Below are 17271 nucleotides of genomic sequence, written 5' to 3' on the forward strand. Positions count from 1 at the left end.
CGAGCGCCGGCGCAGGCCTGGCCGCGGCACTGGCGCTGCTGGCCCGGGACCGCGGCGGCATCCGGCCGGTTTTCCAGCTGCTGGTCTACCCGATGCTTGATGACCGGACCGTGCTGCGTGAGGTGGATGAACGCTCGCTGCGGTTGTGGAACCAACGCAGCAACCGGTTCGGCTGGCGGTCCTATGTGGGCCCGGCGGCGGGCTCCGACGGCGTACCTGCCCTGGCGGCCCGGGCCCGGCATCCGGACCTGGCAGGGCTGCCGCCGGCGTGGATCGGTGTCGGCACCAATGACCTCTTCCACGATGAGGACGTGGCCTATGCCAAGCGGCTGGCCGACGCCGGGGTGGAGTGCGCGCTGGAAGTGGTGCCGGGGGCCTATCACGGCTTCGAAGGCAGGGAACCCCGGGCGCAGGTTTCACGTGATTTCGTGAATAGCCAGCTCGTGGCCCTGCGCCGGGGGTTGGCCGCCCGGACGCTGCGGTAGGGTGCTGGCCGGCTTAGGAGGCCGGAGCGCGCTGGAGGTTTCAGCCGGGCAGCTGACGGCAGAAGTCAGGCCTCCGACGAGCCCTTTACGGAGGCGGCCAGGCGGCGGAGCAGGGCTTCAAACATCGCGGCCTCGCCGTCCCCCAGCCCCGCCAGCAGCTCCCGCTCTGTCTCCGCGACCAGCTGCTCACAACGGGTCAGGGTTTCACGGCCGGCGTCCGTGGCAATGACTTTCCGTGCCCGGCGGTCCGCGGGATCGGGGATCCGCTCTACAGAGCCTGCCGCTACCAGGGTGTCGAGCAGGTACGTCAGCACCGTCCGGTCAATGCCCACCCGGGCCCCCAGGGCCTGTTGATTTTCCGGGGCGTGGTGCACGACGGCGGAGACCACCTGGAATCCGCGCAGGCCACCTGGCATCCCGGTGAGGACGTCTTCCAGCCGGGCCTGATAGCAGCCCGCCACGGTGCCCAGATTCCACGCGAGGTCGCCGGGTACGGGTTCCGGGCTGCCGGTCCCGGTGCTGCCTTTGCTCATTGCCCCATGATAGCCCCGTTTCTGTGGTGCCAGAGATGTTCTCTGGGGCAAATAGTCTGCTGGGAAACCCAGTTCTGTGGAGGCTACGGTCAGGGCTGGAACCGGTACCCCATGCCGTGTTCGGTCAACAGGTGCACCGGAGCGCTGGGATCCGGTTCGAGCTTGCGCCGCAGCTGCGCCATGTACAGGCGCAAATATCCGGCATCGGTAGTGCCGGGCCCCCACACTTCGCCCAGCAGCTGTGCCTGGGTCAGGAGACGCCCGGGGCGCTGGAGCAGGGCCGCCAAAAGATGCCATTCGGTGGGAGTCAAGCGGATGGCCGTGCCGTCGTCGAGCCGCGAGACCTGACGGGCGGCCAGGTCCACCCGGACGTTCCCAAACGTGAATTCGGGGCTGTCCTGCACGGCTGCGGTCCGCCGGCTCAGGGCGCGGATCCGGGCGAGCAGTTCCTCGGCTGAAAACGGTTTGGTCACGTAGTCGTCGGCGCCAAGATCCAGTGCCCTGACCTTGTCCGCCGAATCCGAGCGACCGGAGATAACGAGGATGGGAATACTGCTCCAGCCACGGACGGCCTCGATGACTTCCATGCCGCTGAGTCCAGGCATGCCCAGGTCCAGGACCATCAGGTCGGGATGGGAATCAACGGCCTTGCGTACCGCCGACACCCCGTCCTGGGCGGCGATGACCTCGTACCCATAGGCGGCCAGGGTGATGCGCAGTGCCCGAAGGATCTGGATATCGTCGTCGGCCAGAAGGATCCTCATTGTCCTGCCTGTGCATCGGCGGGCTGCGGGACGGTTGCTGCTGGCAGGGACAGGACCATGGTCATTCCGCCTCCGGGTGTTTGATCGGTCTTCAACGTACCGCCCATGCCTTCCATAAATCCCCGGGCCACCGCGAGGCCCAGGCCCAGCCCGGTCTGGTTATCGGTATCGCCGAGCCGTTGGAAGGGAATAAAGACGTCGTCGCCGCGCTCGGGCGCAATCCCCGGCCCGTAGTCGATGACGCGGATTTCCACCTGGCCGGCGAACTCACTGGCCGTGACCAGCACCTTGGTGTCCGCGGGAGAGAACCGGACCGCGTTGGCGAGGACATTGACCAGGACCCGCTGCAGCAGCACGGCGTCACCCAGGAGCGGGGGCAGGCCGCTGCGGATGTCCAGCTGTACCTCGGCTGGCCCGAGGCTCAGCTCTTCGAGGGCGGGCAGAACGGCGTCGGCGGTTTCGAGTGGGGCTAAGGACACTGCCAACGCGCCGGCCTGCAGCCGGCTCACGTCCAGCAGGCTGGTCACCAGATCCGACAGCGTGGCCAAGGATTCCTCCGCCGTTGCGAGCAGCTCGCTCCGGTCCGCTTCGGACCATTTGATATCCGGGGCGCGCAGCCCGGTCACGGCCGCCGTCGCCGCCGTGAGCGGTCGGCGCAGGTCGTGTCCAACGGCTGCCAGCAACGCCGTGCGTACCTTGTCCGCCGCGGCCAGCGGTCCCATGCCTTCGGCCTTCTCCGACAGGTCCCGGTACTCCAGCGCGGCCTGCAGCTGAGCGGTGATGACGCCCAGCAGCCGCAGATCCGCACCCTCGAGCACCCGCCCGTGGAGCAGCAGCTCGGCGCTTTCCCCCACCGGGATCCGGGCCGTTGGAACGGCCGACGGCGGAACGGTTCCCGCGCGGGCCAGCTCGGTATCCCCGGCGCGCAGGTCAACGCCCGTGAGGCTGAAGGCCTCCTGCACCCGGCTCACCAGCGCCTGCGGAGCGTCCTCTCCGCGCAGGACATTCCCGGCGACGGCGGCCAGGAGATCCGACTCCGACGCCGCCCGTCGGGCTATGCGGGAGCGGTGCGCGGCCCGGTCCACTACGTAGCTAACGAGCAGGGCATTGGCCGTGTAGAGGACGAGGGCCAACCAATGCACCGGATCGGCGATGGTCACGGTGTACTGCGGCTGGATAAAGAAATAGTCCAGCGTCAGCCCGGAAAGCAGGGCGGCGAAAAGCGCGGGCCAGATCCCGCCGGCCAGGGCCACAACGATCACCAGGAGCTGATAGGACAGGACGTCGCTGGTAATCGATTCCGGGGTGCGGAGCCAAACCAGCAGCCAGGTGAGCAGCGGCCCACCGGCCAGGGCCAGGGCAAAGCCGGCCAGCCGGCGTCGGACGCTTAGTGCTCCGCCGAGGCGCGGGAGCCCGCGGTGTGCCCCGGCAGCACCGTGGTTGACAATATGGACGTCGATGTCCCCGGACTGCCGGATGACGGTGGCGCCGATCCCTGGCCCGCCCAACAGCCCGCGCATCCGAGGACGGCGGCTGACGCCAATCACCAGCTGGGTGGCATTGACCGAGCGGGCAAATCCCACCAGGTCGGAGGGAATGTCTGTGCCCACCACCTGATGGAACGTGCCGCCGAGCTTTTCAACGAGGGTCCGCTGCACCGCCAGTTCGCCGGGATAAGCCGCCCGCAGGCCATCGGGATTGGTCACATGCACGGCGATGAGTTCCCCGCCGGAGGAGCGTGCCGCGATCCTGGCCCCCCGCCGAAGCAGGGTCTGGCCTTCCGGGCCACCGGTCAGTGCCACCACGACCCGCTCCCGGGCCTCCCATTTGCTGCGGATTTCCTTCTCGGTGCGGTACCGGTTAAGGGCGCTGTCGACTTCGTCAGCCAGCCAGAGCAGGGTCAGTTCCCGCAGGGCGGTGAGGTTGCCCATCCGGAAGTAATTCGACATGGCCGCATCCACCCGTGGGGCCGGGTAGATGATGCCCTCGGCCAGCCGTCCCCGGAGCAGTTCCGGGGCGATGTCCACCAGCTCGATCTGGTTCGCGGCCCGCAGGACGCTGTCCGGCACGGTCTCGCGTTGTACGGTGCCGGTGATGCCTTCAATGACGTCGTTAAGCGAGTCGATGTGCTGGACATTCACGGTGGACAGGACGTTGATGCCGGCGGCCAGCAGATCCTCAACGTCCTCCCACCGCTTGGTGTGTTCCAGGCCCGGCGCATTGGTATGGGCCAGTTCGTCCACGAGGGCAAAGTCCGGATGCCGTTCCAAGACCGCTGCCAGATCCATTTCGTCCAGTTCGAGACCCCGATGGTCGACCCGGCGCAACGGGACCTGCTCCAGTCCCCTTGCGATGGCGGACGTCGCGGCGCGGCCGTGGGTTTCCACCACCGCCACCACCACGTCCAATCCCTCGCCACGCAGCCGGTGGCCTTCCTCAAGCATGCTGTAGGTCTTGCCCACTCCCGGGGCAGCCCCAAGGAAGACCCGGAGTTCTCCACGTGCCATGTGTTAAGTGTCCAGCCCCTTCAACGCAATGTTGAGTTCCAACACATTCACGGTTGGTTCGCCCAAGACCCCCAGAGTACGGCCGCGGGCGGAATCCTCCACGAGCGAGTGCACGGTGTCGGGGGAAAGGCCCCTGGCGCGGGCCACCCGGTCTGCTTGCAGGAAGGCGTATTCGGGGCTGATGTGCGGATCAAGCCCGGAGGCAGAGGCGGTCACGGCATCCGCTGGCACATCTGCCGGGTCCACCCCTTCAAAGGCCGCGACCGCGGCCCGCCGTTCTGCCACGGAATCCTGCAGCTCGGCGCTGGAAGGTCCCAGATTGGTGCCTCCGGACACGGCGCCGTCGTAGCCTCCCGCGGACGGGCGGGACTGGAACCATTCCGGCAGCGGCGCCCCGGAGTCGTCGGTAAAGGACTGTCCGATCAGCACCGAACCGGTTTCGCTGCCGTCCGAGGAGGTAAGCGAGCCGTTGGCCAGGGAGCCGGCCGCGACCTGCGCCGCCCCGGTGGCGATCAGCGGGTAGGCGACGCCCAACGCGAGGGTGAACAGGAGCAGGGCCCGGACAGCGGTGCCCAGTTGTCTGGCAGAGGAGCGCAGCGCGGTCATGGAGTGTCCTTCGGGATGGTCTGGATGGAATCTTGAGGCAGGGTAGAGAGAGGGTGGGAGCGGAGGGCCGGCATCAGAACCCCGGAAGCAGAGACACTGCGAGGTCGATCAGCTTGATCCCGAGGAACGGGGCGATCACACCACCGACGCCGAAGACCAGCAGATTGCGGTTGAGGATCCCGGCAGCGCCGGAGGCACGGTACTTCACTCCGCGCAGGGCGAGCGGGATCAGGACCAGGATCACCAGGGCGTTGAAAATGACGGCAGAGAGGATCGCCGAGGCCGGGGAACTGAGCCCCATGATGTTCAGTACCGCCAGGCCGGGGAAAAGGCCTACGAACATTGCCGGGATGATGGCGAAGTACTTGGCGACGTCGTTGGCGATGGAGAACGTCGTCAGCGCACCGCGGGTAATCAGCAGCTGCTTCCCGATCCGGACAATGTCGATCAGTTTGGTCGGATCGGAATCCAGATCCACCATGTTCCCGGCTTCCTTGGCCGCGGAGGTTCCGGTGTTCATGGCGACGCCGACGTCCGCCTGCGCCAGGGCCGGGGCGTCGTTTGTGCCGTCCCCGGTCATGGCGACCAGCCGGCCGCCTTCCTGCTCCCGGCGGATGAACGCCATTTTGTCTTCCGGCGTGGCTTCGGCCAGGTAGTCGTCGACGCCGGCTTCCGCGGCGATGGCTTTGGCCGTTTGCGGGTTGTCGCCGGTGATCATCACCGTTTTGATGCCCATCAGGCGAAGCTGGGCAAAGCGCTCCTTCAGGCCGGTCTTGACGACGTCCTTCAAGTGCACGATGCCCAGGATCCTGGTGCTGCCGGAAGCATCGCGCACGGCGACGACCAGGGGGGTGCCGCCCTCCGCCGATACCTTGTCCACCCGGTAGGCCAGGTCAGAGAGGACCGAGACCTCGACGCCGCCGTCCTTACTCGCCCAATCCAGGACTGCAGAACCAGCGCCCTTGCGGACCTGGGATCCGTCCGGAAAGTCCAGCCCGCTCATCCGGGTCTGGGCCGTGAAAGGAACCGCGGTGGCATCGGTTTCCGGATCCGGATGGACGCCGAGGGAAGCCGCCAGCTCCACGATGGAGCGCCCTTCGGGTGTCGGATCGGGGGCCGAGGACTGTGCCGCGGCCATAATCAGTTCGGCAGCCTCCGAGCCGGCTACGGGGATAAACTCCGCAGCCTGGCGGTTGCCGTAGGTAATGGTGCCGGTCTTATCCAGCAGGAGCGTGGTTACGTCTCCGGCGGCTTCGACAGCACGCCCGGACATCGCCAGGACGTTGTGCTGAACCAGCCGGTCCATGCCGGCAATCCCGATAGCGGACAGGAGTGCACCGATGGTGGTGGGGATGAGGCACACCAGCAAGGCCACCAGGACGGGAACGCTGACCGTGCCCCCGGCATAGCCTGCCATCGGATTCAGTGTCAGGACGACGATGAGGAACACCAGGGTGAGTGCAGACAGAAGGATGTCGAGGGCAATTTCGTTTGGTGTCTTCTGGCGGGCGGCGCCCTCCACGAGCCCGATCATCCGGTCCACGAATGTTTCACCGGGCTTGCTGGTAATGCGGACGACGATCCGGTCGGAGAGAACGCGCGTTCCGCCGGTGACGGCGGAACGGTCGCCGCCGGATTCCCGCACGACCGGAGCCGACTCACCGGTAATCGCGGATTCGTCCACAGAGGCGATGCCGTCGATGATGTCGCCGTCGCCGGGGATCACCTCGCCAGCGACCACCACCACTACGTCGCCCTGCATCAGGTCGGCCGAGGCCACATCCTCGACGGCGGTCCGCAGGGCAGCGGCGTCGGTTTGTGGATCGTATCCCTGCACCCGCCGGGCGGCGGTGGTGGTGCGGGTAGCGCGCAGTGAAGCGGCCTGCGCCTTGCCTCGGCCTTCTGCCACGGCTTCGGCCAGGTTGGCGAAAATCACCGTGAGCCAGAGCCAGAGTGCGATCAGCCAAGTGAAACTTGCGGGGACCGGGCTGCCGCCGGAATCGGGAGATACTCCGGCGACGGTCTCCGAAACCGCGATGGCCGTAATGAGGACGGCCCCCGCCTCGACCAGCAGCATGATCGGCGTGTGCCACATCTGCCGGGGATTCAGCTTTCGCAGGGCAACGGGCAACGCGGCTGCCAGCTGCGACCAGGAGAGCGCGCTACGGTGCTCTGCAGGTGGGTGGCCATGGGGTGAGTGGCTGTGGTGTTGGGAGCGGTGGTGTGTGGTGACGGTGGACATGTTCAGATCAGTCCTTCTGCCAGGGGACCCAGCGCTAGTACGGGGAAGAAAGTTAGAGCGGTCACGATGACTGTGACGCCGGCCAGCATCACCACGGCCTGCGGCCGGTGGGTTGGCAGTGTGCCTGCCGTAACCGGGACTTTGTTTTGGGCAGCCAGCGCACCAGCAAGCGCCAGGACGAAAATGATGGGAAGGAAACGGCCCAACAGCATCACCAAGCCCAGAGCGGTGTTCAGCCAAGGTGTATTGGCGGTCAGCCCCGCGAACGCGGAGCCGTTGTTGTTGGCTGCGGAGGTGAAGGCGTAGAGCACCTCGCTGAAGCCATGCGGGCCGGTATTAAGAATGGAGGTGCCGGCAATTTCCTCCCGGACTCCGGGCAACGCGAAGCTCAGCGCAGTTCCGGCCAGGACCAGGGTCGGCATGGTCAGGACATAAAGGGAGGCCAGCTTGATTTCCCGGGGACCTATTTTTTTGCCCAGGTACTCGGGGGTGCGGCCGACGAGCAGGCCGGCTACGAACGAGGCGACTACGGCCAGGATCAGCATGCCGTAGAGGCCGGACCCGACTCCGCCGGGAGCGACTTCGCCCAACATCATGTTGAGCATTGCCATCATCCCGCCAAGCGGGCTGAAGCTGTCATGCATCGAGTTTACGGCGCCGGTTGAGGTGAGGGTGCTGGTGGTTCCGAACAGGGTGGACCCCGCGATACCAAAACGCTGTTCCTTGCCCTCAAGAGATCCGGCGGCCCCGCTGGCGGCCTGATACTCGAACAGCGTCATGGCAGCGAGGGAGACGGTGAAGATACCGGCCATAACGGCCAGGATCGCGTAGCCCTGCCGCCGGTCACCGATCATGGTTCCAAAGGTGCGCGGAAGGCTAAAGGGAATCACCAGCATCAGGACTATCGAGAGGAGATTGGTCCACGCGCTGGGGTTTTCGAACGGGTGGGCCGAGTTGGCGTTGAAGAAGCCGCCGCCGTTAGTGCCAAGCAGCTTGATGGCTTCCTGGGTGGCGACCGGACCGCCGGGAACCGTCTGGGTGCCCCCGGTAAGCGTGGAGAGTTCAATGAAACCGTTAAAGTTCTGGATCACCCCGCCCAGCAGGAGCAGGGCAGCCGCCAGAACGGCGCCCGGCACCAGCACGCGGGTTAGCGAGCGGGTGAGGTCAACCCAGAAGTTGCCGATCGTTGAGCTGTTGTGGGCCGCGAATCCACGCACCAACGCCACGGCCACGGCCAAGCCAACAGCCGCAGACAGGAAGTTCTGCACCGCCAGCCCACTGGCCTGGACCGCGTAGCCCATAGTGGCTTCGGGGGCGTAGGACTGCCAGTTGGTGTTTGTGACGAACGAAGCCGCGGTGTTAAAGGCGAGACCTTCGGGAACCGCAGGCAACCCCAGCGAGCCGGGAAGGAGATGCTGCGTCCGCTGCAGCAGATAAAGGGCGAGCACTCCGGCCGCGGAGAAGAACAGGACTCCCCGGAGATAGGACTGCCACGATTGGCCGGAGCGAGGCGCCACCCCGATCAGCCGGTAAAAACCACGCTCCACCCACAAGTCCTTCTCGGAGGTGAAGACCCGGGCCATGTAATCCCCCAAGGGGCGGTGCACAACGGCCAGAATTACTGCGAGGGCCAGGAACTGGCCGGCAGCCAGCCAAACCGCCATCAGAATTTCTCCGGTCGCAGCAAAGCGGCCAACACATAAATGACGGCCGCAAGGGCGAGGATGAGGGCCGCGTAATCGAAGAAGTTCACAGCTTCTCCACCACCCGGGCCACCAGGGCCAACGCGGTGAAGACCGCCACAATGCCCAGAACTGCTATTACATCCAACAAGGGGTTCCCCCAAGAAAGTTCGTTCTCCTCCCACCGGTCCGGCGGGGGACGCCGAAGCGCCTCACCGAGTACAAGCCCGTTGGGATGCCGTTCTCGGAATCCTCACGGATTATTAACGCGGCGTGGGCGAACCATAACGAAATCCAAGCGGTTCTGACACGGTAGCGTCCCCGGGCAGGCCTGTATCGCTGCTGCCTCCTTCCTTTCTGGTTCTGGGTGTTTTCGTGGCGGGCGTTTTTGTCTTTGTGTCCTTTACCTAGGCCGGCCGGTGGTCCTGGGGGTCGGCCCGGCCGGGTGCGAAGGGACCGATATCCTTAGGACATGCCTAAAACACAGAGACTCCGCGTTGCCGTCATCGGAGCCGGCCCGCGCGGGATCTCCGTCTTGGACCGGCTGCTCGCGAGGTACCTTGAGCTGCCGGACCGCCCGGCCCTGGAGATCCGGATGGTGGATCCCTTCGACCCGGGGCCCGGGCACGTCTGGCGCACCGGCCAGTCCCGGCTGTTCCTCATGAACACACCCTGCCTGTTTCCCACCGTGGCCCCGGCTCCGGGGGATGGATTCGCGCCGTCCGTCGCCGGGCTCTCCTTCGGCGAGTGGGCGCGGCGCATGTCGGTGGATCCCGCGCCGGCCCTGAGCGCAGGGGACCGGGAGGAAATTGCCCGCCTGGAAGCGGGAGACTTCCCGAGCCGGGCCGTGTACGGCCGGTACCTGGAATGGACCTATGCGCGACTGGCCGCAGCGGCAGGCAAGGCCGGTGCCGCCGTCGTCCATCACCGTACCGAGGCCTTGGCCCTTGCCCGCACCGAGTCCGGCTTCAGTATTGAACTTGCCGGTGAGGCGGACCTGGCTGCCGACGCCGTTGTCCTGGCCATTGGGCACCTGCCCGCGGCCCTGAACCCGGAGCAGTCCCGGCTCAGCGATGCCGCAGCGCGGCTGGGCCTGCGCTACCTCCCGCCGGCTGTGCCGGCGGACGCGGACTTTTCCGTGCTGCCCGCCGGGGAACCGGTGCTGGTGCGCGGCTTGGGACTGAACTTCTTCGACATCATGGCGCAGGTGACGCTGGGCCGCGGCGGACGGTTCGAAAGCACCGGCGAACCCGCAGGACGGGCGCTGCGCTACGAACCCAGCGGCCGGGAACCGGTGCTGGTCGCCGCTTCCCGCCGCGGCACGCCCTACCGGGCCAAGGCACAGCTGCAGAGCTATCTGCCGCGGAGTGTGACGCTGCGCTGGTTCACCCGGGAAGCGGCGGGGAGTTTCGCCGCCGAAGGCATTCAGCCCGGCTTCGACCACGATTTCTGGCCACTGCTGCACCGGGACGCCATCTGGGCGTACTACTCCACGCTGGCCCGGACCACCCCGGAATGCCTCACCGTTGCCCCGAGCGATTTCCTGCAGGAGTTGGAAGCTGCGCTCAGCGTGGATGGCCCCGACTGGGACGCCGCCAAGGAGGAAGTGCTCCAGCGCTGCGTTCCCGCGGAGCACCGGACAAGCTTGGAAGCCCTCGCCCAGCCGCTGGGCAGACGGCCCTTCACCGGTGCCGCCGACGTGGACTCCGCCATCCTGGCCTACCTCGAAGCCGATGCCGCCGGGTCTGCGAAGGGCGAAGATGATCCGCTGAAGATGGCGATCGGGGCGCTGAACGCGGGGCGTTCGGTGCTCAAGGCAGTGGTGGCCGACGGCGGCCTCTCCGAAGAGTCCTGGCTCACCGAGCTGCGCGGCTGGTTCGAACCCCTGGTCGAAGGGCTCGCCAGCGGCCCGCCGCCGGAGCGGATCGAGCAGCTGGCAGCCCTGACCCGCGCCGGACTGGTGCATTTTGTGGGCCCGGATCCGCGGTTCGACGTCGACGAGGCCCGTTCGGTCTTCACGGCTTCCTCCCCGTGGTCACCCGAGGAACACGCAGCAACAACCCTGGTGGAGGCCATGATGCCGGCCAACCGGGTCAGCGCGAACCTGTCCCCGCTGCTCGCCGGGATGCTGGACCGGGGGATGGCCCGTCCCCGGGTCATGATGGCCGCGGACGGCACGGCGGTATTCACCACGGGGCTGGATGTTTCGCTGCCGCCGTACCGGCCCCTGGATATCAAGGGCGAACCGCAGAAGGACCTGTACGTGCTGGGCCTGCAGCTCTCTTCGGTGCAGTGGGGCACGGCTATCGCCGCCGAGGCCGGTGCACCGGCCGATGCCGGTGCCAGGACCCTCCGCGACGCCGATGACATTGCCGCCGCGATCCTGGGCGGCCGCGGGCAGCGTGCGGGGTCCGGCGCCGTGGGTCACAGCGGGGACCACGCTGGAACGGATCCTGCTGCCGTTCAGGCCGGTGTGTAACTCCTGCCCATTGAGCTGGCTTAGAACGGGTGAGCTGGCTTAGAACGGCGGCGCCGCACCGGGCGGGGTGGGTGTTTAAGCTGCCGGAACTACCTTCAGAGCAGAGTTCCACTGGTAGGCGGGGAGCTGGTCGTTGGCAGAGAGCAGGATGTGGAGGAAGCCTGCCTGCTCTAGCTGCTGCGCGCGGCGCTGGGGCCCAACAACCACAGGATTGAGTCCGGCGGCCGCGGCAAAGTCCGCAACGGCCCGGACCGCGGCGGCGTCGTCTCCGGCGATCAGGACATCCAAGGGCTGCCCCGCTACCGCGCCTTCCGCCAGCGTGGCGCCGAAAGTGGTGTTGAAAGCCTTGATGACCTTCGCAGCGGTGGCCTTCTGCAGTTCTTCGGCCGCGGAGGAGCCGGCGGGCACAGACAGGCCTTCGAAGGTGGAGAAGTCGATCGGGTTGGTGATGTCGACGTAAACTTTCCCGCTCAGGGAATCTCCGTAGCGGGCCAGAATGTCTTTCGCGGCATCTAAATAGACGGCCGGGATGACGAGGCTGCTCGTGAGCTCCTCGCCCAGCACACCCGTGGAAATCTGCCCTCCGAGTTCTGCTGCGAGTGCATCTGCCTTGGCCTTGTCCTCGTGCGCCAGCAGCTGGACGGACTTTCCGGCGGCGATCGCCCGGGTGGCGAGACCGCGGGCCATATTGCCGGTTCCGATGATGGTGATATCAGTCATTTTCTACTTCTTCCAAAAAGTCGGGACAGAAAGTTCACAGGAATCATTTCGTTATGTGCGGTGGTGTGGGTAGGTAAGGGGTGTTTCGCCCCTCGGGAGAGGCCTGATTAATTCCTGCTTCGAGCGGGGCAAGCGTCCGGAGGTTGGCCCGCGGGTACGCAGATCTGGTGACTTTCGTCCTGGTCGGTGCGCGGAACTGGTGATGTAAATCCCGGATCACCCTCCAGATGTGCGCACGCGATACTTAAGGGACCCGCGGCCCCGCTGTCCCGCGCGTCACGACCACACCCTTGCCACCTAATGAAATTGTTGTTTTACTGGGTGGCAACAGTGGGCGCGTGAAAGCAGGAGCATGACCGAGGCAACGAAGGCAGACAGCACCACCCGGACGGTTGAACGCGCCCTGGCCCTGCTCAGCGTGGTGTGCCAGCAGGGAGCCGTGACGCAGTCCGAGGCGGCCAAGGCAGCCGGCCTGTCCACCAGCACCGCACTGCGGCTGCTGCGCACGCTGGAGGGCGCTGACTTTGTCCGCCGGGAAGAGACCGGGACCTACCGCCCAGGACCGGCCATCGTGCAGCTCGGTGTGCTGGCCCTCAGCCAGGAATCACTGATCTCCACCTACCGTGCCGCAATGGACCGGATCGTGGCGCAGACCGGAGAATCGACCTACCTCAGCATCGCCGCCGACGGCGGACACGGCCTCTACATCGCCATCGCCGAAGGCACGCAATCCGTCCGCCACGTCAACTGGGTGGGCCGGCGCTTCGTGCTGGAAGGAAGCGCCGCAGGCATGGCGCTGCAGGCACAGACCGGACCGAACGGCTGCGCGGTGGTGAGCGACGGCGTCGAACCGGACATCACCGCCGTCGCCATTCCGCTGGTGGCGGGCGGGAAAGCCGTGGCGTCGATGAGCGTCGTTGTCCCCAGTTACAGAATGAGTGCCGAGAGAATCGGGCAGATTTGCCAGGTGCTGACGGCAGAGACCGGCTCAGTCCACGCCTCGGGCTAGCAAGACACGCTTTACCTTCCACCACCGGACTTCCACCACCGACAATGACGACGGAGAACCCCATGACTCAGACGCCAATCACCCCCCGCACCGTTCGGGCGCCCCGCGGCACCGAATTGAATGCCAAGAGCTGGCAGACCGAAGCGCCGCTGCGGATGCTGATGAACAATCTCGATCCGGAGGTCGCCGAACGCCCCGAGGACCTGGTGGTCTACGGCGGCACCGGCAAGGCCGCCCGCAACTGGGAGTCCTACGACGCGATCATCCGCACGCTGAAAACCCTGGACGACGACGAAACCCTGCTGGTGCAGTCCGGCAAGCCCGTGGGTGTTTTCCGCACCAACGAGTGGGCGCCGCGGGTGCTGATCGCCAACTCCAACCTGGTGGGGGACTGGTCCACCTGGCCCGAATTCCGCCGCCTGGAAGCCGAAGGCCTGACCATGTACGGGCAGATGACCGCCGGTTCCTGGATCTACATCGGCACCCAGGGCATCCTGCAGGGCACCTATGAGACCTTCGCCGCGATCGCCAGGAAACTGTTCAAAGATGAAAATGCAACCCTGGCCGGCACCGCCACCCTCACCGGCGGCTGCGGCGGAATGGGCGGGGCCCAGCCGCTGGCCGTGACACTCAACGGGGGTGCGGTGCTGATTGTCGACGTCGATGAAACCCGGCTCCGCCGCCGGGCCGGCAAACGCTACCTGGACGACGTCGAAACCGACCTCGATGCCGCGCTCGCCAAGGTGATGGCCGCCAAGGCCGAGGGCCGGGCACTCTCCGTAGGCCTGGTGGGCAACGCCGCGGAGGTCTTCCCCGAGCTGCTGCGCCGCCGGAACGCCGGAGAAGGTGCCGACTTCGACATCGTCACCGACCAGACCTCGGCACACGATCCGCTGAGCTACCTGCCCGCGGGCATCAGCGTCCAGGACTGGCACCGGGAGGCCGAAGCAGACCCGGAAGGCTTCACCAAAAAGGCCCAGGCATCGATGGCCCGCCACGTCGAAGCCATGGTCGGCTTCCAGGACGCCGGGGCCGAGGTCTTCGACTACGGCAACTCGATCCGGGACGAAGCCCGCCAGGGCGGCTATGACCGTGCCTTCGAGTTCCCCGGCTTTGTCCCGGCGTACATCCGGCCGCTGTTCTGCGAAGGGATGGGCCCGTTCCGCTGGGTGGCGCTCTCCGGAGATCCGGCGGATATTGCCGTCACGGACGCGGCGCTGAAGGATCTCTTTCCGGAAAAGGAACACCTGCACCGCTGGCTGGACGCCGCCGCGGAGCATGTCGAATTCGAAGGCCTGCCGGCACGGATCTGCTGGCTCGGCTACGGCGAACGGGCCAAGGCCGGACTGCTTTTCAACCGGCTGGTCGCCGAGGGGAAGGTCTCCGCACCGATCGTGATCGGCCGCGACCACCTTGACTCCGGGTCCGTGGCCTCGCCCTACCGCGAAACGGAGGCGATGAAGGACGGCTCCGACGCGATCGCCGACTGGCCGCTGCTGAACGCCCTGCTCAACACCTCCTCCGGCGCCACCTGGGTATCGATCCACCACGGCGGCGGTGTCGGCATCGGCCGGTCGCTGCATGCCGGGCAGGTCTCCGTGGCGGACGGCACGGAACTGGCGGCCCGCAAGCTGGAGGCCCTGCTCACCAACGATCCCGGTACCGGAGTCATGCGGCACGTCGACGCCGGCTACCCGGAAGCGGAGGCCGTCGCCGCCGAGCGCGGCGTCCGCATCCCGATGGCCGAATAAGCTCTAATCACCCGCTCCAGACTCAGCAAGGACATTCCCATGGCAGCAGTTACCACCCTCCTGGACGCCATCTCCGGCCTTGGCCGCGATCCGGTCCGCGGCGGGTACAGCCGTCCCGTGTTCTCCACTGCGGAAACCGACCTGCGGGGTTGGTTCCTGGCCGAAGCGGAGGCCCGCGGACTCGCGGTGGAGACCGACCGCAACGGCATCCTCTGGGCCTGGTGGGGCGAACCGCAAAGGGGTGCGCTGGTCACCGGAAGCCATTTGGATTCCGTGCCGGGCGGCGGAGCCTTCGACGGACCGCTGGGCATCGCCGCGGCGCTCGCAGCGGTGGACACCCTGAAACAACGCGGCGTGCAGCCCAACCGGTCCCTGGCCATCACCGTCTTTCCGGAGGAGGAAGGCTCCCGCTTCGGCGTCGCCTGCCTGGGCTCACGCCTGCTCACCGGTGCCATCGACCCGGACACGGCGCGGAACCTGCGCGACGCCGACGGCATCACCTTCGCCGACGCAGCCCGCGCCGCCGGACTGGCCCCGGAGCACATCGGCCGGGACGAGGACGCGCTGGCACGGATCGGGGACTTCGTGGAGCTGCACGTGGAACAGGGCCGGGGGCTCGGCGAGGAGGGCCCCGCCGTCGCCGTCGGCAGTTCCATCCTGGGGCACGGCCGCTGGAAGCTCACCGTGCACGGACAGGGCAACCATGCCGGAACCACCCTGATGGAGGACCGGGCGGATCCGATGGTCGCCGCCGCGCAGATCATCAGTGCCGTGCAGCAGACCGCGGCGGCGCAGCCCGGTGCGCGGGCCACCGTGGGCCGGCTCCAGGCCGTCCCGGGCGGCACCAACGTGATCGCCTCCCGGGTGGAGCTCTGGCTGGACGCCCGGCATGAAGAGGACGCGGTCACTGCCGCGCTGGTGGAGACCATCCACGGCAAGGCCCAGAAGATCGCCGCGTTCGAAGGCTGCTCCGTGACCCTGACCCGGGAATCCTTCAGCCCCACCACGACCTTCGACCCCGCCCTGCAGCGCCAGCTGCAGCTCGCCCTGCCGCAGGCCCCCGTCCTGGGCACCGGTGCCGGGCACGACGCCGGAATCCTCGCCGGCCATGTGCCCGCCGGAATGGTTTTTGTCCGCAACCCCACCGGAATCTCGCATTCCCCGGAGGAGTATGTGGAAGACGCCGACGCCGATTACTCGGCCGAGGCGCTTGCCGATGTCCTGGAGGCACTGCTGTGACCGGACGGGCCACAGGTGTGTGGTGTGAGCGGGCGGTGTGGGACGGACGGGTCGAGTCCGGTGTCCGGCTGACCGTTGACTCCGCCGGCGTCGTCGCGGCGGTGGAAACCGGCGCCGATCCGCGCCCGGGAGACCTGGTGCTGAACGGCGTCGTGTTTCCGGCCGGTTCGAACGCCCACTCACACGCTTTCCACCGCGTGCTCCGCGGCCGCACCCACATTGGGGGAGCGGACAGCTTCTGGACCTGGCGGGAGGCGATGTACCGGGCCGCCGGTGCTCTGACCCCGGAACTCTATGAGGAGCTGGCCACCGCCGTTTTCGTCGAAATGGTGGCCGCCGGCTACACCAGCGTCGCCGAATTCCACTACGTGCACCACCGCCCGGACGGCACGCCCTATCCCGGGCACGCCATGGAACTGGCACTGGGCCGCGCCGCCCGGGCCGCCGGCATCCGGCTCACCCTGCTGGATACCTGTTACCTGGCCGGCGGGTTTGGCGACCCCCTGGGAGATGACCAGCTCCGCTTCGGGGACGCCGGCGCCACTGCTTGGCTGCACCGGCTGGCAGACCTCCGGGCAGCCATTGAAGCGGAATTCGATCCTGCCGAAGTCACGGTGGGGGCAGCCCTGCACTCCGTCCGCGCCGTTCCCGCCGACGCCCTGGCGACCATTGCCGACGGCCTGGACCCGGACCTGCCGCTGCACATCCATGTCTCCGAGCAGCCCGCCGAGAACGAGGCCTGCCTGGCGGCCACCGGTCTGACCCCGGTGCAGCTGCTGCACCGGCACGGCCTGCTGGCCACCCGGCTCTCCGCCGTCCACGCCACCCACCTGACTCCCGGGGACATTGACCTCCTCGGCGAGGCCGGTGCCACCGTGGTGATGTGCCCCAGCACCGAGGCCGACCTCGCGGACGGGATCGGCCCCGCCGCGGAACTCGCAGCCGCCGGCGCACGGATTGCCCTGGGCTCAGACCAGCACGCCGTCCTCGACCCCTGGCTGGAGATGCGGGCACTGGAGCACGGAGAGCGGCTGGCGTCCGGAGTCCGCGGCCGGTTCACTCCCGCTGACCTGCACACTGCCTTGTCCGACGGCGGCGCTGCCGCCCAGGGCCGACGGGCACCCGGCTTCGCCGCAGGCCGCATGTGTGACCTGATGGCCGTGGATCCAGCCAGCGCACGGACCGCCGGCTCCGACCCGGCCCAGCTGGCGCTCTGCGCCACCGCACAGGACGTTACCGCCGTCGTTGTGGGCG

The 17271-nt window shown here is 67.3% G+C and carries 14 protein-coding genes; 6 read left to right on the forward strand and 8 right to left on the reverse strand.

The window, feature by feature from the left end:
• On the forward strand, positions 1 to 485 hold a 485-nt coding region (locus tag RTN46_RS13245), incomplete at its 5' end, for an alpha/beta hydrolase fold domain-containing protein (protein ID WP_312182041.1).
• Positions 486 to 550: 65 nt separating this feature from the next.
• On the opposite strand, the gene RTN46_RS13250 is transcribed toward RTN46_RS13245, so the two are convergent.
• The 7 genes from RTN46_RS13250 to RTN46_RS17050 form a co-directional block, all read right to left on the reverse strand.
• Positions 551 to 1018, reverse strand: a complete 468-nt coding sequence (locus RTN46_RS13250) for a MarR family winged helix-turn-helix transcriptional regulator (RefSeq protein ID WP_312182042.1) — start codon at positions 1016 to 1018, stop codon at positions 551 to 553.
• Positions 1019 to 1107: 89 nt separating this feature from the next.
• Positions 1108 to 1782 (reverse strand): response regulator, encoded by a 675-nt coding sequence (locus RTN46_RS13255; protein WP_312182044.1) that lies wholly within the window; start codon positions 1780 to 1782, stop codon positions 1108 to 1110.
• Positions 1779 to 4289 carry a DUF4118 domain-containing protein gene (locus RTN46_RS13260; RefSeq protein WP_312182046.1) on the reverse strand — a complete coding sequence of 837 codons (2511 nt, stop codon included), beginning with the start codon at positions 4287 to 4289 and terminating at the stop codon, positions 1779 to 1781. Before RTN46_RS13260 ends, RTN46_RS13255 begins: the two co-directional genes overlap by 4 nt.
• Positions 4290 to 4292: 3 nt before the next feature.
• Positions 4293 to 4895 (reverse strand): potassium-transporting ATPase subunit KdpC, encoded by a 603-nt coding sequence (gene kdpC, locus RTN46_RS13265; RefSeq protein WP_312182048.1) that lies wholly within the window; start codon positions 4893 to 4895, stop codon positions 4293 to 4295.
• Positions 4896 to 4968: 73 nt separating this feature from the next.
• Entirely contained in the window at positions 4969 to 7137 is a 2169-nt protein-coding gene (kdpB, locus tag RTN46_RS13270) for a potassium-transporting ATPase subunit KdpB (RefSeq protein WP_312182049.1), read from the reverse strand.
• A 2-nt stretch (positions 7138 to 7139) separates the two neighbouring features.
• The gene (gene kdpA, locus RTN46_RS13275) at positions 7140 to 8801 is read right to left on the reverse strand and encodes a potassium-transporting ATPase subunit KdpA (RefSeq protein ID WP_312182051.1); all 1662 of its coding nucleotides are present in this window, start codon (positions 8799 to 8801) and stop codon (positions 7140 to 7142) included.
• Positions 8801 to 9004, reverse strand: coding sequence for a potassium-transporting ATPase subunit F (locus RTN46_RS17050; protein WP_396157755.1), 204 nt, complete (start codon positions 9002 to 9004; stop codon positions 8801 to 8803). The genes kdpA and RTN46_RS17050 overlap by 1 nt, the downstream gene beginning before the upstream one ends.
• A 287-nt stretch (positions 9005 to 9291) precedes the next feature.
• On the opposite strand from RTN46_RS17050, the gene RTN46_RS13280 reads away from it, so the two are divergent.
• Positions 9292 to 11298 (forward strand): FAD/NAD(P)-binding protein, encoded by a 2007-nt coding sequence (locus RTN46_RS13280; RefSeq protein WP_312182053.1) that lies wholly within the window; start codon positions 9292 to 9294, stop codon positions 11296 to 11298.
• 75 nt (positions 11299 to 11373) lie between these two features.
• Here the strand turns inward: RTN46_RS13280 and RTN46_RS13285 are convergent, their stop codons facing one another.
• Positions 11374 to 12018, reverse strand: coding sequence for an NAD(P)-binding domain-containing protein (locus RTN46_RS13285; RefSeq protein ID WP_312182055.1), 645 nt, complete (start codon positions 12016 to 12018; stop codon positions 11374 to 11376).
• Between the two features lie 352 nt (positions 12019 to 12370).
• Here RTN46_RS13285 and RTN46_RS13290 point away from each other — a divergent pair, with 352 nt between their 5' ends.
• The 4 genes from RTN46_RS13290 to RTN46_RS13305 form a co-directional block, all read left to right on the forward strand.
• Positions 12371 to 13027 carry a helix-turn-helix domain-containing protein gene (locus RTN46_RS13290; protein ID WP_312182057.1) on the forward strand — a complete coding sequence of 219 codons (657 nt, stop codon included), beginning with the start codon at positions 12371 to 12373 and terminating at the stop codon, positions 13025 to 13027.
• Between the two features lie 62 nt (positions 13028 to 13089).
• Entirely contained in the window at positions 13090 to 14778 is a 1689-nt protein-coding gene (gene hutU, locus RTN46_RS13295; protein WP_312182059.1) for a urocanate hydratase, read from the forward strand.
• Between the two features lie 39 nt (positions 14779 to 14817).
• Complete coding sequence (locus RTN46_RS13300) at positions 14818 to 16017, forward strand: allantoate amidohydrolase (RefSeq protein WP_312182060.1); 1200 nt, start codon at positions 14818 to 14820, stop codon at positions 16015 to 16017.
• On the forward strand, positions 16014 to 17271 hold a 1258-nt coding region (locus RTN46_RS13305), incomplete at its 3' end, for a formimidoylglutamate deiminase (RefSeq protein ID WP_312182061.1). The genes RTN46_RS13300 and RTN46_RS13305, both read left to right, overlap by 4 nt.

The sequence above is a fragment of the Arthrobacter sp. genome (genome assembly GCF_031988865.1).
Classification (GTDB): Bacteria; Actinomycetota; Actinomycetes; order Actinomycetales; family Micrococcaceae; genus Arthrobacter_B.

Coding starts and splice junctions, on each gene's coding strand:
- RTN46_RS13250 (WP_312182042.1), bottom strand. CDS start 1,018: ATGAGCAAAGGCAGCACCGGGACCGGCAGCCCGGAACCCGTACCCGGC.
- RTN46_RS13255 (WP_312182044.1), bottom strand. CDS start 1,782: ATGAGGATCCTTCTGGCCGACGACGATATCCAGATCCTTCGGGCACTG.
- RTN46_RS13260 (WP_312182046.1), bottom strand. CDS start 4,289: ATGGCACGTGGAGAACTCCGGGTCTTCCTTGGGGCTGCCCCGGGAGTG.
- kdpC (WP_312182048.1), bottom strand. CDS start 4,895: ATGACCGCGCTGCGCTCCTCTGCCAGACAACTGGGCACCGCTGTCCGG.
- kdpB (WP_312182049.1), bottom strand. CDS start 7,137: ATGTCCACCGTCACCACACACCACCGCTCCCAACACCACAGCCACTCA.
- kdpA (WP_312182051.1), bottom strand. CDS start 8,801: ATGGCGGTTTGGCTGGCTGCCGGCCAGTTCCTGGCCCTCGCAGTAATT.
- RTN46_RS13280 (WP_312182053.1), top strand. CDS start 9,292: ATGCCTAAAACACAGAGACTCCGCGTTGCCGTCATCGGAGCCGGCCCG.
- RTN46_RS13285 (WP_312182055.1), bottom strand. CDS start 12,018: ATGACTGATATCACCATCATCGGAACCGGCAATATGGCCCGCGGTCTC.
- RTN46_RS13290 (WP_312182057.1), top strand. CDS start 12,371: ATGACCGAGGCAACGAAGGCAGACAGCACCACCCGGACGGTTGAACGC.
- hutU (WP_312182059.1), top strand. CDS start 13,090: ATGACTCAGACGCCAATCACCCCCCGCACCGTTCGGGCGCCCCGCGGC.
- RTN46_RS13300 (WP_312182060.1), top strand. CDS start 14,818: ATGGCAGCAGTTACCACCCTCCTGGACGCCATCTCCGGCCTTGGCCGC.